17 protein-coding genes and 1 tRNA gene are annotated in these 20780 nt (G+C 62.3%); 11 read left to right on the forward strand and 7 right to left on the reverse strand.

Features of this window, described 5'->3' with window-relative positions; genetic code table 11:
- Positions 1-561: 561 nt before the first annotated feature.
- Positions 562-638, reverse strand: a tRNA-Arg gene (locus ACRTG1_RS21425).
- A 303-nt stretch (positions 639-941) separates the two neighbouring features.
- The gene (locus tag ACRTG1_RS21430) at positions 942-1619 is read right to left on the reverse strand and encodes a GntR family transcriptional regulator (protein ID WP_432517123.1); all 678 of its coding nucleotides are present in this window, start codon (positions 1617-1619) and stop codon (positions 942-944) included.
- 167 nt (positions 1620-1786) lie between these two features.
- On the opposite strand from ACRTG1_RS21430, the gene dctP reads away from it, so the two are divergent.
- The 5 genes from dctP to ACRTG1_RS21455 are packed head-to-tail and all read left to right on the forward strand — an operon-like array spanning position 1787 to position 6596.
- The gene (dctP, locus tag ACRTG1_RS21435; RefSeq protein WP_432517124.1) at positions 1787-2776 is read left to right on the forward strand and encodes a TRAP transporter substrate-binding protein DctP; all 990 of its coding nucleotides are present in this window, start codon (positions 1787-1789) and stop codon (positions 2774-2776) included.
- A complete protein-coding gene (locus tag ACRTG1_RS21440) occupies positions 2773-3369 on the forward strand; it encodes a TRAP transporter small permease (protein WP_432517126.1) in 597 nt (198 codons plus the stop codon). The genes dctP and ACRTG1_RS21440 overlap by 4 nt, the downstream gene beginning before the upstream one ends.
- Entirely contained in the window at positions 3369-4697 is a 1329-nt protein-coding gene (locus ACRTG1_RS21445; protein ID WP_206546730.1) for a TRAP transporter large permease, read from the forward strand. Before ACRTG1_RS21440 ends, ACRTG1_RS21445 begins: the two co-directional genes overlap by 1 nt.
- A 2-nt stretch (positions 4698-4699) precedes the next feature.
- The gene (locus ACRTG1_RS21450) at positions 4700-5878 is read left to right on the forward strand and encodes a mandelate racemase/muconate lactonizing enzyme family protein (RefSeq protein WP_113154857.1); all 1179 of its coding nucleotides are present in this window, start codon (positions 4700-4702) and stop codon (positions 5876-5878) included.
- Positions 5879-5882: 4 nt separating this feature from the next.
- Positions 5883-6596, forward strand: coding sequence for an aspartate/glutamate racemase family protein (locus ACRTG1_RS21455; RefSeq protein ID WP_432517128.1), 714 nt, complete (start codon positions 5883-5885; stop codon positions 6594-6596).
- Between the two features lie 86 nt (positions 6597-6682).
- Here ACRTG1_RS21455 and ACRTG1_RS21460 read toward each other — a convergent pair whose 3' ends face one another.
- Entirely contained in the window at positions 6683-7855 is a 1173-nt protein-coding gene (locus ACRTG1_RS21460; RefSeq protein WP_317090329.1) for a cystathionine beta-lyase, read from the reverse strand.
- A 347-nt stretch (positions 7856-8202) separates the two neighbouring features.
- Between ACRTG1_RS21460 and ACRTG1_RS21465 the strand changes: the two genes are divergently transcribed.
- From ACRTG1_RS21465 to ACRTG1_RS21480, 4 genes are all read left to right on the forward strand, one after another.
- Complete coding sequence (locus ACRTG1_RS21465; RefSeq protein ID WP_113154860.1) at positions 8203-9231, forward strand: amino acid ABC transporter substrate-binding protein; 1029 nt, start codon at positions 8203-8205, stop codon at positions 9229-9231.
- 77 nt (positions 9232-9308) lie between these two features.
- On the forward strand, positions 9309-10499 hold the full coding sequence (locus tag ACRTG1_RS21470) for an amino acid ABC transporter permease (RefSeq protein WP_206546726.1): 1191 nt from the start codon (positions 9309-9311) through the stop codon (positions 10497-10499).
- A 1-nt stretch (position 10500) separates the two neighbouring features.
- Positions 10501-11658 (forward strand): amino acid ABC transporter permease, encoded by a 1158-nt coding sequence (locus ACRTG1_RS21475; protein WP_206546725.1) that lies wholly within the window; start codon positions 10501-10503, stop codon positions 11656-11658.
- A 132-nt stretch (positions 11659-11790) separates the two neighbouring features.
- Positions 11791-12594, forward strand: coding sequence for an amino acid ABC transporter ATP-binding protein (locus ACRTG1_RS21480; RefSeq protein ID WP_113154863.1), 804 nt, complete (start codon positions 11791-11793; stop codon positions 12592-12594).
- A 114-nt stretch (positions 12595-12708) separates the two neighbouring features.
- Here the strand turns inward: ACRTG1_RS21480 and ACRTG1_RS21485 are convergent, their stop codons facing one another.
- Positions 12709-13929, reverse strand: a complete 1221-nt coding sequence (locus ACRTG1_RS21485; RefSeq protein ID WP_432517131.1) for an FAD-dependent monooxygenase — start codon at positions 13927-13929, stop codon at positions 12709-12711.
- A 15-nt stretch (positions 13930-13944) separates the two neighbouring features.
- A complete protein-coding gene (locus tag ACRTG1_RS21490; protein ID WP_113156251.1) occupies positions 13945-14187 on the reverse strand; it encodes a zinc-finger domain-containing protein in 243 nt (80 codons plus the stop codon).
- Positions 14188-14355: 168 nt separating this feature from the next.
- On the opposite strand from ACRTG1_RS21490, the gene ACRTG1_RS21495 reads away from it, so the two are divergent.
- Positions 14356-16575: an RNA degradosome polyphosphate kinase gene (locus ACRTG1_RS21495; protein WP_206546723.1), complete on the forward strand. Its 2220-nt coding sequence runs from the start codon at positions 14356-14358 to the stop codon at positions 16573-16575.
- 13 nt (positions 16576-16588) lie between these two features.
- A complete protein-coding gene (gene ppx, locus ACRTG1_RS21500) occupies positions 16589-18106 on the forward strand; it encodes an exopolyphosphatase (RefSeq protein WP_206993548.1) in 1518 nt (505 codons plus the stop codon).
- A gap of 131 nt (positions 18107-18237) precedes the next feature.
- Here the strand turns inward: ppx and rnd are convergent, their stop codons facing one another.
- Together rnd and ACRTG1_RS21510 are read right to left on the reverse strand one after the other, a co-directional pair.
- A complete protein-coding gene (gene rnd / locus ACRTG1_RS21505; protein ID WP_206549211.1) occupies positions 18238-19419 on the reverse strand; it encodes a ribonuclease D in 1182 nt (393 codons plus the stop codon).
- 56 nt (positions 19420-19475) lie between these two features.
- The gene (locus ACRTG1_RS21510; RefSeq protein WP_206546742.1) at positions 19476-20720 is read right to left on the reverse strand and encodes an MFS transporter; all 1245 of its coding nucleotides are present in this window, start codon (positions 20718-20720) and stop codon (positions 19476-19478) included.
- Positions 20721-20780 lie beyond the last annotated feature (60 nt).

Below are 20780 nucleotides of genomic sequence, written 5' to 3' on the forward strand. Positions count from 1 at the left end.
CTCCGGTGGCACCCACCCCCCACTCAGCGTGTCGCCTGTGAAGAATCCGGTTTTGTCAGGCCACGGGCATATTGGCCGCGCTGCTCGGGAACAGGATTGCGGCCAGGATCAACAACAAGAGCTCCCTGACCATGCCTGGAGGAGCCGGAAGTTGTGGTCGATGGCGCAGACCAGGACGTTGATGGCGTCTTCCTCGGCGTCCTTGAAGGCGTTTCGTCGCAACATTTCGCGTCTGATAGCGGGGGAGGCGTTGCCGCGCCTATGGGAAACGTGGACCTCGAGTCCCTCGACCGCAATCACGTGAGAGGAGCCCTATTGCGGTGTGGACGACGCCGATGCCGCGTTTGGCTGAGGAGTATGGGACCAGCGGCAATGGTCTCGCCAACATTTGCGATTGGAAGGATATCCCGTATCTGCCGCGCGGATACCGAATGGGATTCGAACTTTTTCACCGCCAAACACCGCCGCTTCTACGCTTTTCACACACAGGCTATCTCCCGTTCGTTGCACGGGCGTGGTCTCGGCGGCCATAGCGTACTGTAGAGGGCAATCGGCGGAATGTGGCGCACCCGACAGGATTCGAACCTGTGACCTCTGCCTTCGGAGGGCAGCGCTCTATCCAGCTGAGCTACGGGTGCTGGCCGTGGCGGAGGCGGCGAAGCGCCAGCGCGTCGCTTTCATAGCCGAAGCATTCGCATGCATCAACGATGAAATTAATGTTCCGGCAATCCGATTGAAAAGTCGGGGCAGGGCGCGTGGGTTTTCTCAATCCGCGTGGGACGGGCTGACCGACAGTCGTTTCCTCGATGCAGGAAGCAGTGTCAGCATTCTTGTTCGGGCGTTTGAGCGTTGAGCAAGAAATGGAAGCCGGTTTTCGGGCATTCCGGTGTCCGGTTGATCGTTCAACTTGCCCTTGGCGCGCCCAAACGGACGGTGGCGATCTAGCGCTCGGCCTGTTCCATCATCATGAAGTCAACCAGCCGGTCGGGGTCGCAGATGTGGCGGCGCATTTCGGTGGCTGCGCGGGCGCCGTCGCCGGCCTCGATTGCTTCGAGGATCACCGCATGCTCGTTATGCGACTGGCGCATGCGGTCGAGACGGCGCAGAAGCCAGCGGCGGTAGGGGGCGAGCTTGGTGCGAAGCCCCTCCAGCTGCTCCAGCAGATAGGGATTGCCCGCACCGCGATAGATCGCCTGGTGGAACTGGTAGTTCAGCCGGTCGAAACCATCCCGGTCGCCGGCATCCACGATGGCCGTCGTTTCCTCGTGTATGGAGCGCAGCTGCTCGATCTGCTGCTGGTTCATGCGCCGCGCCGCGCATTCGACGGCGAAGGATTCGAGCCCGGACAAAACCTCGAACATCTGCGCCAGGTTCTGCGCCGTCAGCGAGCGCACGATGGCGCTGCGGCGCGGGCGAAGCTCGATCAGACGCTCCACGCCAAGCCTGCGCAGCGCTTCGCGGATCGGCGTGCGCGACACGCCAAAACGCTCCGCAAGCCGGCGCTCGTCCAGCTCGTCGCCCGGCCTGATAACGCCGTCGATGATTTCCTGTTCAAGTTGCCGCGCCAGCCCCTCGGCCAGCGGCTTGTCGTCGGAAACAGTCCTGTGCCTTGCCGTCACCTTGCACCCGCCACCTTGCATCCGCATCCATACCCGGTTTCGAATCTCTTGGCCCTTCTTCCGGCTATTGACAAGCCGGAGCGCCCCAAACTACGTTTTGGTATACCAGATTTAATATCTGGTGTTCAAATGGGAGCGAGAGCCGGGAAACCGGCGGGAGGAGATTTATGAACAGATTCATGGCGGCAGCGCTTGCCTGCGCCGCTTCGGTCATCGCCGTGGAGGCGGCGTCGGCCGAAACCGTTCTGCGGCTCAGCCATTCCTACACCGATGGCGACACACGCGATCTGTGGGCCGATCGAATCGCCGAAATCGTGGCCGAGAAGACCGGTGGCGAGGTGAAGGTTGAGGTCTATCCCAACCAGCAGCTCGGCAAGGCGCGGGCGCAGGCCGATTTCGTCGCGCGCGACCGGATCGATATGGCGATCTACCCGCTGCCCTGGCTCTCGGGAAAAGTGCCGATGGCGGAAATCGGCGCACTTCCGGGCCTCGTCGCTTCCCCGCAGGACGGGCTGGTGTGGCGCGAGCGGGCGATCTGGCCGATGCTGGAGGAGGCAGTGTCGGAAGCAGGTCTGGTGTTCGCCGGCGGTGGCTGGGCCATGGGCACGATTGGCAACAAGGGCGAGGCAATCGTCCTGCCCGAGGATCTGAAGGGCCACAAGGTGAGGGGACTTGGCAAGGCCACCGAGATCATGATGAACGGCTATGGCGCGACGATTACATCGCTGCCCGCGTCCGAAATCTACCAGTCGCTGCAGACCGGTGTTCTGAGCGGGGTGCTGACGATCTATGCGTCCTTTGAAGGGTACAATCTGCAGGAGGTGATCGATCACCTGATGGTCGGGCCGGGTTTTGTGGGCGCGATGCATTCGGTGCTTCTGTCGCCGGGCGTGGAAGAAAAGATCGGCGAGACGCATTACGCAGCCCTTCTTGAGGCGATTGCCGAATCCGAGGCCTGGTTCGCCGACCAGACAATCGCGGACAACAGGCAGATTGCCGATGCCTTCCGGGAGGCCGGTGTCAGCGTGCACGAGCTCACGGAAGAGCAGGTGGCGCAGTGGCATGATGCGGCGCGTGAGCACGCCTGGGCCTATTTCCGGGAAAGCGTGCCCGATGGCGATGCCGTTCTGAAGGCGGTGGACCAGCCGCGGCAATGAACGCGCTCGATGAAGCAAAGTCAGATTATGGCGGTGCGCCCGAAGGGGCGCCCGCAGCGCAGTCGCCGTTCCTGAAGCTGCTTTTCAGGGTGCGTGCAGTGCTGCAGCGCATGTCGGCCGCCGCAGCCATGGTGTCGGCGGTCGGCGTCGTGGTGGCGTCCGTGGTCATTACCTGGGCCGTGTTTGCGCGCGGCCTGCTTGGCGTCAACACGATCTGGGAGCTGGAATTCAGCGTCTACCTCCTGATCTATGCGGCCTTCCTGTCGGCCGCCTTTACCGATCGCAGCGGCGGTCAGATCAGCGTCCAGATTCTTGCCGGATATCTGAAGGGTCGCGCCGCGCGGGCGCACACCGCCCTGCTTGAGTTCCTGGCACTCTGTCTTTTCGTGCTGGTCACCTATTCCGGCTGGAACATGTTTCTCCATTCCTGGGAAACCGGCTGGCGCTCGGAAACCCTGTGGGGGCCGCCGCTCTGGGTGCCGCATCTGGCGATCCCGCTCGGCGGAACGCTTCTGGTCCTGTCGCTGGCAGTGGATCTGACGATCCGGCTGTGCGGCGGGCGGCTTGATGTGCCGCAGGGAGGGCATCACTGATGGATCCGGTCACGCTTGCCTTCGTTTCGGTTGGCATTCTTCTTCTTCTCATTCTGGCAGGGCTGCCCATCGGCTATGCGCTGCTGGGCGCTATGGTGGCTTCCTCCGTTATGGTGGGGGAGCCGCGCGAACTGCTCTACATCGCGGAAACCGCCTTCCAGTCGCTCGATTCCATCGAGCTGGTGGCATTGCCCATGTTCATCTTCATGGGCGCGGTGGTGGCGGTCAGTCCGGCCGGCGCGGACATCTATTCCGCCCTGAGCAGGCTCCTGCCCGTGCCGGGCGGTCTTGGCATGTCGACCATTGCCGGCTGCGCCATGTTCTCGGCCATTTCCGGGTCGTCACCGGCCACGGTGGCGGCAATGGGCTCGTCGGGCGTGCCGGAAATGCTGGCGCGGCGCTATCCGCCGGGGCTCGCCTGCGGCATCGTCGTCGGTGGTGGAACGCTGGGCATCCTCATCCCGCCATCCATCGTGCTTCTGCTTTATGGCGTGGTGACGAAAACCTCCATTGGTCAGCTCTTTCTTGCCGGCATTCTGCCGGGGCTGATGCTGGTGGCGCTGTTCTCGCTCTACACCTGGTTCGTCATGTGGCGGCACCTGAAGCGGCTGACGCCCGGGCAGCGTGCAGAATTCGAAGCACTGGGCGCAGAGCGCGCGGCGAATGGCGGGAATGGCAGCTTTGGGCGTGTCGTTCCGTTCTTCGCGCTGATGGCCGGCATCATGCTGGCGCTCTATGGCGGCTGGGCCACGCCTTCCGAAATCGCCGCCGTGGGGGCCACCGCCTCCATCCTCCTGGTTCTGGTGATCTACCGCATCACGAGCTGGTCGGTATGGCGCGAGCTGTTGCTCAAGACGGTGCAGGACACGTCGATGATCCTCATCATCGCCGCCTTCGCCTACACGTTCTCGCAGTTTCTCGCCTTCCACGATGTCGTTTCCGCGATCACCAGCCTGCTGGTCGATGCGTTCGACAATCGCTGGGTGACGCTGTTTGCCCTGTGGTGCGTGATGCTGGTTCTGGGCTGCTTCCTGCCGCCCTTTGCCATCGTCGTGATCGTGGCGCCCATGTTCCTGCCCTTCGTGCTCAGCGCCGGTTTCGACCCGGTCTGGTTCGGCGTCTTCGTGACCCTGAACATGGAGATGGGCTGCATCACACCGCCTCTGGGCATCAATCTGTTCGTGGTCAAGGCCATCGCCCGCAAGGTCGACATGCGCGAGATCATGATGGGTTCGCTGCCCTTCCTGGCGATCCTGGGCATCGGCACGCTGCTGATCACCCTGTTTCCAGAGATCGTCCTTTTCCTACCTTCGCAGATGATGAGATAACCATGTTGCAGTCGCCTTCGGCACAAGCGCGCGCCATCACGCGCATCCAGAGCTACGCTCTCAACATACCAGCCGAGATCACGGCGGCGGGCGTGACCCGCAGTCTCGATCTCTCCGCGGTGGTCTGTACGGTGGAAACCGCCGATGGCCATGTGGGGCACGGATTTACCGCCATCACCGAGGAACGCACCGTCGCCGAGGCCATTCGCGAAGTGGCGGCGCCCGCGCTGGAGGGCATGGACCCGCTGGCGACGGAGGCGATCTGGGAAAAGCTCTTCTGGCTCATGAGCCCGCGCGGCCAGACTGGCTATGCAGCGCATGCGATCTCCGCCGTCGACACGGCGCTGTGGGATCTGAAGGGAAAGATCCTCGGCCAGCCGGTGTGGCGGCTTCTGGGCGGCGCGCGCCGGGACGTGCCGGTCTATGTGACCTGCGGCTTCAATTTCCTCAGCATCGACCAGCTGGTGCAATCGGCGCAGTTCTGGGTGGATGCCGGCTTCAAGCGTCTCAAGATGACGGTGGCGCCCGAGGCGACCCGCCGCCGCGATGTGATCGACGTTGCCGAAATGATTGCGGAGGATGCGCGCCGGGTGGCCGCAGTGCGCGAAGCGGTCGGCCCGGAAGTGCAGCTCTTCATCGACGCAAACTGCAATCTCGATCCGCACAGCGCGTTCAAACTGGCGCAGGCGGTTGCGCCCTACAGGGTCGACTTCTTCGAGGAGCCGCTTTTGAAAAACGACATCGGCTGGCTTGCGGATCTGCGCCGGCGCTGCCCGGTGCCGCTGGCAGGCGGGCAGAATGAAGGGCTTTCCTACCGTTTCCGCGATCTGCTGGTCGAGAAATGCGTCGATGTCTTGCAGCCGAATGTGGTGATCGGCGGTGGCTTTACGCAGGCCCAGAAAATCGCGGCGATGGCCGACGCCTTCGCAACGCCCATCGCCAATGGCGGTGGCTGGCCGTTCCACAATGCGCATCTGCATGCCGGTGTGTCGAATGGCGGGCTGGTCGAGTATCACGTGCCGGCGGTCAATGTGTGCGAGAAGATCTTCACCGGGCTACAGAAGCCGGAACGCGGCAGGATGAGCCTTTCGGAACGCCCGGGCCTCGGCTTCGATCTGAACATGGAGGCCGTCGAGGCGTTCGCTGCGAGACCGTCGGCTGCCGGTCATGGCAAGGGGTGAGGGGATGGGCGGCAAACCGGTAATCGGCATGATCGTTCCACCGGCGGCGGGTGCTGTGCCGCCGGAACCTCTGGCGCTTTATGCGGGACGGGCTGAATTCATCGCCGAGGGGCTGGCGCTGAAGGCGCTCTCGCCGGAAGGCTATGATGCGGTGATCGAGCGGGTGGAGGAATTGTCCGCGCGTCTGGCGGAGCGGGGCGCGCAGGCAATTTCGCTGATGGGCACATCGCTGAGCTTTTATCGTGGCGCTGCATTCAATGCGGAGCTGATCGCGACGATGGAGAAAGCGTCGGGATTGCCCGCAACAACGATGACCGACAGCGTGCTCGAAGCGTTTGCGGCCCTTGGCGTGCGCCGGCTCGCGGTGGCGACTGCCTATCGCAGCGCCGTCAATGACCGCCTGAAGGCCTATCTGGAGGCCGCCGGATTCGAGGTGACGGTTCTGCGCTCACTCGACATCGAGGATGTGGACGCGATTGCATCCGTGACCAGTGAAACGCTGATCGATCTGGGAGCGGAAACCTGCCGGGCGGCGAAAGACGCAGAGGCGCTCTTCATTTCATGCGGCGGTCTGCAAACGCTTCCGGTGACGGAGCCGGTCGAGCAGCGTTGTGGCCTGCCGGTCGTCTCGAGCGCTCTGGCCGGGGCCTGGGGCGCGATGGGGCTTCTTGGCCTTGACCGGCGCGCCGACGGGGCCGGGCGTCTGTTCCAGGTCTAGTTTTTTGCAGAAACGAAAACCGCCCGCGAGGCTCGACCACGCGGGCGGTTTGCAGTCTGAAAAGGCCTGTGCCCAGGGTCCTGACTCTAGAGTGCGTTCACCGCTTCAAGGGCGCGGGCGAGGTCGGCCTGCAGGTCCTCGACATCCTCGAGCCCGATTTGCAGGCGCATGACCGGGCCTTCCTTGGGCGCATGCGCCACGGTGCGGTCGTTGAGCTGCACATGCACGGCGAGGCTCTCATAGCCGCCCCAGGAATAGCCGAGACCGAAATATTGCAGCGCGTCGAGGAAGGCATGGGCTTCCTTCTCGTCTCCGCCATCGAGCACGATGGAGAACAGGCCGCTCGCGCCGGTGAAGTCGCGCTTCCAGATTTCATGGCCCGGATGCGATTCGAGGCCCGGATGCAGCACGCGCGCCACGCCTTTCTGGCCTTCCAGCCAGCGGGCGAGCGTGAGCGCGCTTTTCTGGTGGCGTTCAAGGCGCACGCCCATGGTGCGCAGGCCGCGCAGCACCTGATAGACATCGTCGGGCGCAGCACACATGCCGAGCGCCCCATGCGTGTCCAGAAGCTGCTCCCAGCAGGCTTCATTGGCCGAAACCGTGCCGAGCAGAATGTCCGAATGGCCGCCCGGATATTTGGTGGCTGCCTGGATCGAGATGTCGACACCGTGATCGAGCGGACGGAAGAAGAGGGGGGTGGCCCAGGTGTTGTCCATCATGACGATGGCGCCGCCCTTGTGCGCTGCCTCGACGATTGCCGGGATGTCCTGCATCTCGAACGTGCCGGAGCCGGGCGCTTCCGTCAGAACCACCTTGGTGTTCGACTGCATGACCGAAGTGATGTCGGCCCCCAGATGCGGATCGTAATAGGTGACCTCCACGCCAAGCCGCGCCAGCATCGTGTCGGCGAAATAGCGGGTCGGGTGATAGACCGAATCGACAATCAGCACATGGTCGCCCGCCGAAAGGAAGGCGAGCATGGGCACCGTTACGGCCGCAAGCCCCGTGGGCACGATGACGGTTCCGGCAGATCCTTCAAGCTCGTTCATGGCCGCTGCAAGCGCGTCGCTCGTCGGGGTGCCGCGGGTTCCGTAGGTGTATTTCTGGTTCCGCGTCGCCATGGTGTGTGCGTCGGGGAAGAGCACGGTGGAGGCGTGCACCACCGGCGGATTGACGAAGCCGTGGAAGTCGCGCGGATTGTTGCCCATATGGGCAAGGCGCGTGTTGTCTCCGACTTTAGTATTAGTCTTGTCGTTCATGGAACCCTGTCGCTTGATTGTCTGCGGCGCTTGCCGGAAGGCCAGGAGCGTTGAAATGCGCCGGAAAAGGCGGGCGGATGGAACGCGATTGTGCGCTGCACGTCAACCGCAAACGGGCGTCTCCTTTGCTTCTGGAACAAGCCTCTTTCACACTTGACCCAAAAGAATTTATCGCATTCGATGGCTGCAGTGCGTGGGAGAGGAAGCGCGTGTCCGTTCGCCTTTTGGGTATTGAAGCTCCACTTCTGGAGTATGCTGCCCGAAGAGCCCGGTGTTCGGCATTCGCCTGCTTCCGCACTGAAAAGTGTCAGGGGATAAGCCCAAAAACAGAAAAAGGGTTCTGAATCATGAAGAAATTAGTCAAAGCGTTGCTCGGCTCTGCCGTGGTCGCAGTCATGGCCGCGCCGGCTTCTGCCGCTACGCTCGACGATGTGAAGGCGAAGGGCCATGTGCAGTGCGGTGTGAACACCGGTCTGATCGGCTTCAGCGCGCCCGATGATGATGGCAACTGGACCGGCCTCGATGTCGATTTCTGCCGTGCGCTGGCTGCGGCCATCTTCGACGATCCGGACGCCGTTCAGTTCTCGCCGCTCTCCGCAAAGGACCGTTTCACCGCGCTCCAGTCGGGTGAGGTGGACGTTCTTTCGCGCAACACGACCTGGACCATCAGCCGCGACACCGCGCTGGGTCTCAACTTTGCCGGCGTCACCTATTATGACGGTCAGGGTTTCATGGTGAACGCCAAGAACCTGCCCGACATCAAGTCCGCGCTGCAGCTTTCCGGCGCGACGGTCTGCGTGCAGGCCGGCACCACGACGGAGCTGAACCTCGCCGACTACTTCAAGGCCAACAACATGGAATACAATCCTGTTGTGTTCGAGAAGTTCGAAGAGGTGAATTCGGCCTATGACGCAGGGCGCTGCGACGTCTACACGACCGACCAGTCGGGCCTCTATGCCGTGCGCCTGAACTTGGCCAGCCCGGGTGATCACATCGTGCTTCCCGAGATCATCTCCAAGGAGCCGCTTGGCCCGGCAGTGCGCCATGGCGACGATCAGTGGCTCGATATCGTCAAGTGGACCTACTATGCGCTCGTCAATGCTGAAGAGCTGGGCGTGAACAAGGACAATCTCGAAGAGAAGATGCAGTCCGACAATCCGGAACTGCGTCGTCTTCTGGGCACCGAAGAAGGTGGCAAGCTCGGCACGGATCTCGGCCTGACGAACGACTTCGCTGTCCGGATCGTCAAGCATGTCGGCAACTATGGCGACATCTTCGAGCGCAATGTTGGTGCGGAAAGCCCGCTCAAGATTTCGCGCGGCATCAACGCCCTTTGGACCAAGGGTGGCCTCCAGTACGGCATGCCGATCCGCTGATCGCAGATCGGATACCGTCAACATAATGCGTGAAAGGCGGTACGCACCGCCTTTCACCATTCCTGGTGAGGATAGCCATGGCCACCCAGCACTCAACTGCGGAGGGCGCGGCGCCTCGTGTGCCGCTGCTCTATGATCCGCGCGTTCGAGGAATTGCCTATCAAGTCCTGGTGTTTGTCGGCCTGTTTGCCCTGGTCTACTGGATCGTCGGCAACACGACAGCCAATCTTCAACGCGCCAACATCGCTTCCGGTTTCGATTTCCTCAAGGGACGCGCCGGCTTCGATATCGGCGACAGCCTGATCGAGTATTCATCCGATTCCACTTATGGCCGCGCGCTGTTCGTCGGCTTTCTCAACACGCTGCGTGTTGCGATTGTGGGCATTATTACAGCGACCGTGATCGGTTTCATCATCGGTATCGGGCGTCTTTCGAAAAACTGGCTGATCAACCGGATCTGCCTCGTCTATGTCGAGGTTTTCCGCAACATTCCGCCGCTTCTCGTCATCTTCTTCTGGTATTTTGGCGTTCTTTCGGTGCTGCCGCTGCCGCGTGAGAGCATCGACCTGCCGCTCGGATCCTACATCAACGCACGTGGTCTCTTCGTGCCTGCCTTCCAGTGGGGGCCGGGCGCATGGCTCGTTCTTGTGGCTTTTGCGGTGGCGCTTGTCTTCGTCTTCTTCGTGCGTCGCTGGGCACACAAGAAGCAGATGGCGACCGGCGAACAGTTTCCGGTGTTCTGGACGAGTGTCGGCCTGATCATCGGGCTTCCGGCGCTGGCGTTCATCGTCACCGGTTTCCCGCTGAGCTTCGAGTTCCCCCAGCTGTCGACCTTCAATCTGCGTGGCGGCATGCAGATCAGGCCTGAGTTCCTGTCACTCTATCTGGCGCTGTCGTTCTACACCGCGGCTTTCATTGCGGAGATCGTGCGCGCCGGTGTGGTCGGCGTGAACCGGGGGCAAAGCGAGGCGTCGCATGCGCTGGGCCTGCGCTCGGGCCAGACAATGCGGCTGGTCATCATTCCGCAGGCGCTGAGGATCATCATCCCGCCGCTCACGAGCCAGTATCTCAACCTGACGAAGAACTCTTCGCTGGCGGTGGCCATCGGCTATCCGGATCTGGTTGCAACGGGCGGCACCACGCTCAACCAGACAGGTCAGGCCATCGAGGTCGTCGCGATCTGGCTGATTGTCTATCTCGGACTCAGTCTGGGAACGGCAGGTCTGATGAACTGGTACAATGCGCGCATGGCGCTGGTGGAGCGGTAAGATGCAAGAACACGATCTTTCCTTCGTCCGCGCCGAAATGGTTGCGAACCAGCCACCCCCCGCCTCCAATCAGGGGGTGGGCTCGTGGCTGCGCAAGAACCTGTTCGCCAACCCCGTTGACACGATTTTCACGCTCATCGGCATCATCCTGGTCCTGTTGATCGTGCCACCGATCATCCAGTGGGCGTTCATCAACGCACAATGGACGGGTTCGGACCGTTCCGTCTGCGCCACGGTGGCGCAGGGCGGCGTCCAGCCGGATGGCTGGAAGGGGGCCTGCTGGGCGTTTGTCGACGCCAAGTTCAAGCAGTTCATGTTCGGCCGCTATCCGGTGGATGAACGCTGGCGCGTCTATCTGACGGGCGCGATCTTCATCTCGCTCCTGACGCCCCTTCTGCTTCCCAGCGTGCCGCGCAAGGGGCTGAATGCGCTGCTGCTTTTCGTGGCGTTCCCGATTGTGGGCTTCTTCCTGCTTTCGGGCGGCATCTTCGGGCTGACGCCCGTGCCGACGCCGCTGTGGGGCGGGCTTCTGGTGACGCTGGTGCTGGCCTATGTGGGCATCGCCGTTTCCTTCCCGCTCGGCATTCTGCTGGCGCTCGGGCGACGGTCGAAAATGCCGGTGGTGAAGCTTGTCTGCGTGGTCTTCATCGAGACCATTCGCGGCGTGCCGCTGATCACCATCCTGTTCATGGCGAGTGTCATGCTGCCGCTCTTCCTGCCGCCGGGCACCTCGTTCGACAAGCTGCTTCGCGCACTGGTCGGCGTGGCGCTGTTTGCTTCCGCCTATATGGCCGAGGTGATCCGCGGTGGCCTGCAGGCAATCCCGAAAGGGCAGTATGAAGGTGCGGATGCGCTGGGTCTCAGCTTCTGGAAGAAGATGAACCTCGTCGTTCTTCCACAGGCGATCAAGCTGGTCATTCCCGGCATCGTCAACACGTTCATCGGCCTGTTCAAGGATACGAGCCTGGTCTACATCATCGGCATGTTCGACCTTCTGGGGGCGGTGCGTCAGAACTTTTCGGATGCGAACTGGGCGTCGCCCCAGACGCCGATTACCGGTCTGGTATTTGCCGGTTTCGTGTTCTGGCTGTTCTGCTTCGGCATGTCGCGCTACTCTATCTTTATGGAACGCCGGCTCGATACCGGTCACAAACGCTAGAGAGCAATTCCGGGAAAAGCGGGAACCGGTTTCCCGTCCGGAATTGCGCAAGGACCAATAAATTGGAGCGTTTTCGCGATTCAATAAAAAGCGGAAACGCTCTGGGCCGAGAGCCAAGGGGAATTGAACAAAATGGCATCAGAAAACGCCGTTAAAGCAGACGAGCTCCATGCTGACCGGAGCAAGATGCAGATCTCCGATACCGACGTCGCAATCGATATTGTGGGCATGCACAAATGGTATGGCGATTTCCACGTTCTCAAGGACATCAATCTGCGCGTCATGCGCGGTGAGCGCATCGTCGTGTGCGGTCCTTCGGGTTCTGGCAAGTCGACCATGATCCGCTGCATCAACCGTCTGGAGGAGCATCAGAAGGGCAAGATCGTCGTGGACGGGATCGAGCTCACCAACGATCTGAAAAAGATCGATGAGGTGCGGCGCGAAGTCGGCATGGTGTTCCAGCACTTCAACCTGTTTCCGCATCTGACCATTCTGGAAAACTGCACGCTCGCCCCGATCTGGGTGCGCAAGACGCCCAAAAAAGAGGCCGAGGCGACCGCGATGCACTTTCTGGAGCGGGTCAAGATCCCGGAACAGGCGAACAAGTATCCGGGCCAGCTTTCGGGCGGCCAGCAGCAGCGCGTGGCGATTGCCCGCGCGCTGTGCATGAACCCGCGCATCATGCTGTTCGATGAGCCGACCTCAGCACTTGATCCCGAGATGATCAAGGAGGTGCTCGACACCATGGTCGATCTCGCCGAAGAAGGCATGACGATGATCTGCGTGACCCACGAAATGGGCTTTGCCCGTCAGGTGGCGAACCGCGTGATCTTCATGGATCAGGGACAGATCGTCGAGCAGAACACCCCGGCGGAGTTCTTCGACAACCCGCAGCACGAGCGCACAAAACTGTTCCTGTCGCAGATCCTGCACTGACCGCAGGCGCTCCGGCGCAGACACCAAACGCCGCGTTTCCTCACGGGAGCGCGGCGTTTTGCATTTGGGGGATGAACCGGGAAGAGAGCGGCGGGCAGGGGCTGTCAGCCCGCCTCAGCTTTCAGAAGGCGCTTCTGCGTCGAAACCGTAGAGCCAGTCGAAATCCGCCATCAGCGCTTCCTGGCTGCGTGTCTTGAGCACGGCATCGCGCACAAGCGCCACGGGACCGCTGGCGTGCCAGGTGAAGCGGTTGAACGCGCCGCGTCGGGCGACGCGGCTCACGCGCGGTTTGCGCTGCGCCTCATAGGCCGCAAGCGCCACAGAAGGCGCATCGCGGTGCTTCGCAACAAGATTGGCAAGCACGGTCGCATCTTCAATCGCCATGCCGGCGCCCTGCGCCGCAAAGGGCGGCACCGCATGGGCGGCATCACCGATCAACGCGAGGCCCTCGGGCTTTGTCCAGGCATCGGCCGGGTCCACCTGATGGATGGGCCAGACGGTCCAGGAGGCATGTCTGCTGGCGGCCAGCCGGGCAAGGGCGGGATTGGCGCTGGCGAGCGTCTTTTTCAGCGGCGCGTCGTCAGCATCCTGCGCCCAGGCGTTGAGCGGCACTTCGCCCGGCACAATCGCAACCAGATTGATCGCCCTGCCGCCACTGATCGGATAGGCGACCAGATGGAATTTCGGGTGCATGAATGCCGTAACCCGGTCGGGCTGGATCGCACCGTCGCCGGCAGCCAGCGCCTCTTCGACGGGGACTGTCGCGCGCCAGGCGACGTAACCGGTAAAGCGGCTGCGCACGGCGGTCCGGGCGAGGCGACGCAGATGCGACCAGACCCCGTCTGCCGCGATCAGGAGGGGCGTGTGCACCTCTTCACTTTCGCCGTCCCGCAGGATCTGAAGGCGTGGACGACCGGCGTGGAAATCGGCTTTCTCGGCCAGCGCGCCGGTGACGATCTCGATCAGCGGTTGCTGGCGCGCACGGTTCAGAAGGGCTGCCTGCAGATCGGCGCGGTGCACCACAAGATAAGGTGCGCCCCAGCGGGCCTGTGCGGCCGCACCGAGCGGAACATGGGTGAGGGGGGCGAGTGTCGCAGCCTTCTTGAGAACGACGGCCTGCGGCTCCACGGCCGAAGCGCGCAGTTCCTCAAGCACACCCAGCCTGTCGAGCAGGCGGGTCGCGTTGGGCGAAAGCTGAAGGCCGGCCCCCACTTCGTGGAGTTCCGGCGCACGCTCATAGATGCGCGAGGCAAGACCATGCCGCGCCAGGGCAAGTGCTGCCGTCAGCCCGGCAACGCCTGCGCCGACGATGATTGCTGCTGGTTCGTCCGTCATCGGCCTGCGGGCCGATCAGGCCGCTTCGTCGTAAATGCAGCCCTCGGGCTTCGTGTCCGTCGCCTTCAGCGCCGGATTGTAGCGGTAAAGCGTCGAGCAATAGGGGCAGACCCGCTCGTTCTCATCGCCCATGTCGATGAACACATGCGGATGATCGAAGGGCGGATTCGCACCGACGCACATGAATTCCTTCACGCCGATTTCGATTGCCTGGTGTCCGTTGGTGTTCTGGAAATGGGGAATGGCTGATCCGGCCATCATCTTCTCCCGCTTGGAATGCGTTGGAAAGTCGCTTGCGTTTGTAGCATAAACTGCGTCTTTGCAAGCCTCTGATATGAAACTGTCATAAAACCATGTCACGAGGTACACTGGGCCACCAGTAGACAACGGCCCGTGCTGTGGAAATCAAGGGGCGCAGGCAGGATCATGAACCAGTTGAAGCCGGTCACGAAAGAATTCTCCGTTGATGGCGGACCGACTGGGCAGATCGCCGCCGTGGGGCCGGACCGTTTCGTCAATCGCGAATTCTCCTGGCTACAGTTCAATCGCCGTGTTCTCGGCGAGGCGCAGAACGAAAACCATCCGCTGCTCGAGCGGCTGCGTTTCCTGTCGATCTCGGCCGACAATCTCGATGAGTTCTTCATGGTGCGCGTCGCCGGTCTTGCCGGTCAGGTGCGCGAGCACATCGCCACGCGCAGCGCCGATGGCCGCACGCCGGAAGAGCAGCTTGAGCATGTGCTGCGTGAGGTGGCCGGGCTGCAGAACGACCAGCACGCCAGCCTGAATGCATTGCTTGACCTTCTGCGCAAGGAAGGCATTGAGCTGGTGCGCGCCGATGCGCTGAACCCAGTCGACATGCAATGGCTGGAAGATCACTTCATGGAAGCGATTTTCCCGGTTCTGACGCCGCTTTCCATCGACCCGGCGCACCCGTTCCCGTTCATCCCGAATCTCGGCTTCTCCATTGCGCTCGAACTCCAGCATGAGGGCGAACTGGAGCCGATGACGGCGCTTCTGCGCCTTCCGGTGGCGCTCAAGCGCTTCATCCAGCTTCCGGTGCACAATGGCACGGTGCGTTTCATCACGCTGGAAGATGTGGTCAACCTTTTCATCGGCAAGCTGTTCCCGCGTTACAAGGTTATCGGTTCGGGCACGTTCCGCCTCATTCGCGACAGCGATATCGAGGTGGAGGAAGAGGCCGAGGATCTGGTGCGCCTCTTCGAATCGGCGCTCAAGCGCCGCCGCCGCGGCTCGGTGATCCGGATCGAGTTCGACGACGAGATGCCCGAAGGCCTGCGCGACTTCGTCGCCAGCGAGCTGGGCGTTGCCGAAAACCGCATCACGGTTCTGGAACGGCCGCTGGCGATCAACCAGATTTCCGAGATCGTGAAAGTACCGCGCGAAGACCTGCTCTTCTCGCCTTACAATCCGCGTTTCCCGGAGCGCATTCGCGAGCATAATGGCGACTGTTTCGCCGCCATCCGCGAGAAGGACCTTATCGTCCACCACCCGTATGAATCCTTCGATGTCGTGGTGCAGTTCCTGCGCCAGGCGTCGCTGGACCCGGAAGTGGTGGCCATCAAGCAGACGCTTTACCGCACCTCCAATGACAGCCCCATCGTGCGGGCGCTCATCGAGGCGTCGGAGGCCGGCAAGTCGGTCACGGCGCTGGTGGAGCTGAAAGCCCGCTTCGACGAGGAAGCAAACATCCGCTGGGCGCGCGATCTGGAGCGTGCCGGCGTGCAGGTCGTGTTCGGCTTCCTCGAACTGAAAACCCACGCCAAGATGTCGCTCGTGGTGCGCCGCGAGGAAGGCAAGCTGCGCAATTACTGCCATCTGGGCACGGGCAACTACCACCCGATCACCGCACGCATCTATACGGATCTGTCCTATTTCACGGATGATCCGGAAATCGCGCGCGACGTGGCGCAGGTGTTCAATTTCATCACCGGCTACGCCGAGCCCGATGGCGAAATGCGCATTGCCGTGTCGCCATTCTCGCTGCGCAACCGATTACTGGACCACATTCAGGCAGAGATCGAGCATGCCCGGTCGGGCCGTCCGGCGCAGATCTGGATGAAGATGAACTCGCTGGTTGATCCGCTGGTGATCGATGCGCTCTATGAAGCAGGGCAGGCGGGTGTCGAGGTGGATCTCGTGGTGCGCGGCATTTGCTGCCTGCGCCCGCAGGTGCCGGGGCTGTCCGAGCGCATTCGCGTGAAATCCATTGTCGGCCGCTTTCTGGAGCACAGCCGGATCTACTGTTTCGGCAATGGCCACGGCCTGCCGTCGGATGAGGCGATCGTCTACATCTCGTCCGCCGACATCATGCCCCGCAATCTGGATCGGCGGGTAGAAACCATGGTGCCGATCACCAACCCCACCGTGCATGAGCAGGTCATCGGGCAAATTATGCTCGGAAACATCATGGACAATCAGCAAAGCTTTGAAGTATTGCCGGATGGAACTTCGCGGCGCATTATGCCCGACGAGGGAGAAGAACCGTTCAACGCTCAGGAATATTTCATGACGAATCCGAGCCTATCCGGTCGCGGCAATGCCTTGAAGTCCCATGCGCCGAAGCGGATCACCGCTTTCAGAAAGCGCAGGAAAGCGGACGTCGGGCCCGGTTCACCAACGGACTGACGAGCGCTTACTCTTGGGCATAGCTAATTCTCAGGGCCGGCTTCAGGACCGGCGTCCCGTTTCGGTCATCGATATCGGGTCAAACTCGATTCGCCTCGTGATCTATGAGGGAATCGCGCGCTCTCCGAGTGTGTTGTTCAACGAAAAAATGCTTGCCGGCCTCGGCAAGAGCATCGTCACGACCGGGGAACTGGATCCCGAAGGCGTGACAAGGGCTGTTGGCGAATTCCGCCGTTTTCGCGCGCTGTCCGAGCAGGCCGGCGCGCAGTCTCTCCATGTGCTCGCCACCGCGGCTGCGCGTGAGGCGAAGAACGGTCCGGACTTCATTCATCGGGCCGAAGAAATCCTGGGCACGGACATTCGCGTGCTCACGGGCCGCGAAGAGGCGAAATACTCCGCCTACGGCATCATGTCTGGCTTCCACAAGCCAAGCGGCATTGTCGGCGATCTGGGCGGCGGCAGTCTCGAACTGGTGGATGTCGAGGGCTATGACCTGGAAGACGGCATCACATTGCCGCTGGGCGGCCTCCGGCTCAAGGAGATGTCCGACAACTCCGTCGCCAAAGCGGCGCGTATCGCCCGCGATGAACTGGCCCGCGCCCCGTGGATGAAAGACGGGGCCGGGCGACCCTTCTACTGCGTGGGCGGAACCTGGCGAAATCTCGCCCGCCTGCACATGCTGGAGACCGGCTATCCGCTCGAGGTGATGCACCACTATGAGATGGACATCGAGCAGTCGGTCGATTTCCTCAAACGCGTTGCCGGCGGTGTGGACCGTTTTGCCGGCATCAGCCACATCTCCAAGAACCGCCGCGCGCTTCTGCCTTATGGCGCAACGGTGTTGCAGGAGATCATCCGGTCCTCAGAGCCTTCCAAAATCGTTTTCTCCGCGCTCGGCGTGCGCGAGGGGTATCTCTATTCGCTTCTCGAAAAGGAAGACCGCAAGCGCGATCCGCTGCTTTCGGCGGCCGAGGAGCTGGCGGTGCTGCGTTCGCGCTCTGTCACGCATGCACGGGAGCTCGCGGAGTGGAGCGGACCGGCGATGAAGGCGCTCGGCATCGAAGAAACCGAGGAAGAGGCGCGCTACCGCAGGGCCGCCTGTCTTCTGGCCGATATTGGCTGGCGCGCGCACCCCGAATATCGCGGCACCCAGTCGCTGAACATCATCGCCCACGGCTCCTTCATCGGCATCGATCATCCGGGCCGGGCCTTCATCGCGCTCGCCAATCTGTTCCGGCATGAGGGGCTTTTTGACGATGCGCTGTCACCGCGCATGCGCCAGCTTGCAACGCCGCTTTATGTGGAGCGTGCGCGCATTCTGGGCGGCCTGCTGCGGGTGGTCTATCTGCTCACGGCCTCGATGCCGGGCATCATGCCCAAGCTGAAATGGGAAAAGCGCGATGACGGCACGACCGTGCTTCTCATCCCGCATTCGCACAGGGCGCTGATGGGTGAGCGCCCGGTGGGCCGCATGGCGCATCTGGCCAGGGTGACGGGGCTCAAGCTGGCGCTGGAAGTGGCCGAAAGCTAGAGTTTTTGCAGTCAGACGGTTTTGCCTGAAATCTGCATAAATCCGGAAAATCAAAAAGATAGAGCGGAGAGCTGAATCAACTCTCCGCTCGCAATATTCCTTGGGACAGGACGTCCGTTGAGGTGCCTGGACTATTCAGCCGGTTCGCGCTGAGCCCCCGCCGCAGGCTCGAATATCTCGATCTTGCGCCTGTTGAAGCGCAGGGCGAGTTCGCCGCGCACCAGTTTCAGTGCTTCATCGCCGAACACTTCGCGCCGCCAGCCGGACATGGCCGGAACGTCGGCATCCTCGCCATCGGCCGCAATGCGGTCGATATCGTCGCTGGAGGCCAGCATCTTCGCGGCAACGCCCTGACGGTCGGCGACAAGCTTCAGGAAGACTTTCAGGAGCTCTGCTGCGGCTGCGGCGCCTTCCGGCGCCTGCGGTGGGCGCGGCAGGCGGGGAAGCTCTTCCTTCGGCAGCGCCATGGCCTTGGCGACCGCGCCCAGAAGACCAGCGGCAGCGCCCGAGCGCTCCCAGCCTCTGGGGATCGTGCGAAGCCGGCCGAGCGCTTCCGCATCACGCGGCTGCTGCTGTGCCACTTCATAGAGCGCATCGTCCTTCACGACACGGCCGCGCGGCACATTGCGTTCGCGCGCTTCGCGTTCGCGCCAGGCCGCAACGTGCTGGAGAATGGCCAGCTCGATGGGTTTCTTGACGCGCAGCTTCAGGCGACGCCAGGCGTCGTCCGGATGCGGATCGTAAGTCTCGCGGGCGGTCAATACGGCCATCTCCTCATTGAGCCAGTGGGCGCGGCCCTCGCGCTCCAGCTGCCCCTTGAGGTGCTGATAGACATCAATCAGATGCGTGACGTCGGCCAGCGCATAGCTGAGCTGCTTGTCGGAGAGGGGGCGTCTACGCCAGTCGGTGAAGCGCGACGACTTGTCGATGCGCGCACCGGTGATCTTGGCGACGAGCTGATCGTAGGAAACGCTGTCGCCGAAACCGCAGACGGATGCCGCCACCTGCGTGTCGAACAGCGGGTGCGGGATCAGCTTGCCCAGATGGTAGACGATCTCCACATCCTGACGCGCGGCGTGGAACACCTTGACGATGTTCTCGTTGGCCATCAGCTCGAAGAAGGGTTTCAGATCCAGCCCGTCGGCAAGCGGATCCACCAGCGCCGTGACACCGGGTGCGGCCATCTGGATCAGGCAAAGCTCTGGCCAGAAAGTCGATTCGCGAATGAATTCGGTGTCGACGGTGACGAAATCGGACTGCTTGAGCGCGGTGATCGCGGCTTCGAGGTCTTTTTGCGTAGTAATCAGCTGCATTCTGCTTCTTTAGGTCATGCGGAGGAAAAAGGAAAGAAAACGCTGTGCAACACGGCTTATCCGTCGTTCGCAGGGCGGGAGTTCCGGCTGCGCCGGGCCATGCGCATGAAAACGGGCGAGGTGCGCAGGAGCGCTGCAAAGCGCGGGCGATGCGCTCTCGGCACGGCCGGGCGGGCGCGCATCCGGTAGATCGTGACGGCGATGAGAACCGCATAGATGAGGGCGGTATAGGCAAACAATGCATGCGGGCCGAAACGCTGCATGAGAAGCGAGGCGAGCAGCGGGCCGGCCATGGCGCCGACCGAATAGAAGAAGAGCAGTCCGGCCGCCAGCTGCACGAACTGGTCCTTCTTGGCGTGATCGTTGGCATGGGCCACGGACAGCGAATAGAGCGACATGGCGAACGCGCCGAACAGGAAGACGAGCAGCATGTTCGCCGTGCGGTCATCGCCCGCAAACCAGACGATGATGAGCGCGGAGATCAGCGCACCAATGGTGGTTCCCAGCAGGATCTGCCGCCGGTCGCGCCGGTCTGAGAGCGCGCCCAGCGGATATTGCATCACCGCGCCGCCGATGATGCCCGCGCTCATGAAAGTGGCGATCTCCGACACGCTCAGGCCGATGGACTGGCCGTAAATCGGGCCGACGATGCGGAAGGCGCTGTTGGTGAGACCGACGGAAAGGCAGCCAAAGGCGGCCAGGGGCGAGATGCGCCAGACGGCCGGCAGGTTCAGGCTGAACTCGGCCGGGGGCTTGGGGTTGGAGCGGTCGGCCATGGAGACCGGCACCAGCGAAAGGGTGATCATCATGGCCATCACCGCGAAGACCGTGAACCCCTCGATGCCGAGCGCGGGAAGCATGTATTGCGAGCCGGTCACAGCACCGATGTCGATGATGCGATAGACGGCCAGAAGGCGGGCGCGGTTGCTGTTGCTCGCAGCCGAGTTGAGCCAGCTCTCGATGGTGGTGAAAAGGCTCGAAAAGCAGATCCCCGAGAGAAAACGTATGGCGATCCACGCGATGGGATCGACGAACAGAATGAGAAGCAGGGAGCCTGCCGCTCCCATCGCCGCGAGCGCCGCAAAGGCGCGGATATGACCGACGGCCCGCAACAGGCGCGGCACGCACAGGCAGCCAATCAGGAAACCGGCGAAATAGGCGCTGCCCATAAGGCCGATCAGCGTTTCGGAAAAGCCTTCTTCCGCTCCGCGCAGCGCGATCAAAGTGCCCTGAAGCCCGTTGCCCGCCAGCAGGATGCCTGCAGCGATGAGAAGCGGGATCAGCGGGCGAAGGCTGGACATGGCGGAAGGCCCGGTATTGGCGGCGCGGCCGGTCGCGCCCTTCATGATCGAGCTATAGGC

The sequence above is a fragment of the Nitratireductor sp. PBL-C9 genome, assembly GCF_050877045.1.
Classification (GTDB): domain Bacteria; phylum Pseudomonadota; class Alphaproteobacteria; order Rhizobiales; family Rhizobiaceae; genus Nitratireductor; species Nitratireductor aquimarinus.

Excerpts from the sequence above, each read along its gene's own strand:
- dctP (WP_432517124.1), top strand. The coding sequence starts at position 1,787 with ATGAACAGATTCATGGCGGCAGCGCTTGCCTGCGCCGCTTCGGTCATC.
- ACRTG1_RS21470 (WP_206546726.1), top strand. The coding sequence starts at position 9,309 with ATGGCCACCCAGCACTCAACTGCGGAGGGCGCGGCGCCTCGTGTGCCG.
- ACRTG1_RS21450 (WP_113154857.1), top strand. The coding sequence starts at position 4,700 with ATGTTGCAGTCGCCTTCGGCACAAGCGCGCGCCATCACGCGCATCCAG.
- ACRTG1_RS21480 (WP_113154863.1), top strand. The coding sequence starts at position 11,791 with ATGGCATCAGAAAACGCCGTTAAAGCAGACGAGCTCCATGCTGACCGG.
- ACRTG1_RS21440 (WP_432517126.1), top strand. The coding sequence starts at position 2,773 with ATGAACGCGCTCGATGAAGCAAAGTCAGATTATGGCGGTGCGCCCGAA.
- ACRTG1_RS21465 (WP_113154860.1), top strand. The coding sequence starts at position 8,203 with ATGAAGAAATTAGTCAAAGCGTTGCTCGGCTCTGCCGTGGTCGCAGTC.
- ACRTG1_RS21460 (WP_317090329.1), bottom strand. The coding sequence starts at position 7,855 with ATGAACGACAAGACTAATACTAAAGTCGGAGACAACACGCGCCTTGCC.
- ACRTG1_RS21495 (WP_206546723.1), top strand. The coding sequence starts at position 14,356 with ATGAACCAGTTGAAGCCGGTCACGAAAGAATTCTCCGTTGATGGCGGA.
- ACRTG1_RS21455 (WP_432517128.1), top strand. The coding sequence starts at position 5,883 with ATGGGCGGCAAACCGGTAATCGGCATGATCGTTCCACCGGCGGCGGGT.
- ACRTG1_RS21490 (WP_113156251.1), bottom strand. The coding sequence starts at position 14,187 with ATGGCCGGATCAGCCATTCCCCATTTCCAGAACACCAACGGACACCAG.
- ACRTG1_RS21485 (WP_432517131.1), bottom strand. The coding sequence starts at position 13,929 with ATGACGGACGAACCAGCAGCAATCATCGTCGGCGCAGGCGTTGCCGGG.
- ACRTG1_RS21475 (WP_206546725.1), top strand. The coding sequence starts at position 10,501 with ATGCAAGAACACGATCTTTCCTTCGTCCGCGCCGAAATGGTTGCGAAC.
- rnd (WP_206549211.1), bottom strand. The coding sequence starts at position 19,419 with ATGCAGCTGATTACTACGCAAAAAGACCTCGAAGCCGCGATCACCGCG.
- ACRTG1_RS21510 (WP_206546742.1), bottom strand. The coding sequence starts at position 20,720 with ATGTCCAGCCTTCGCCCGCTGATCCCGCTTCTCATCGCTGCAGGCATC.
- ACRTG1_RS21445 (WP_206546730.1), top strand. The coding sequence starts at position 3,369 with ATGGATCCGGTCACGCTTGCCTTCGTTTCGGTTGGCATTCTTCTTCTT.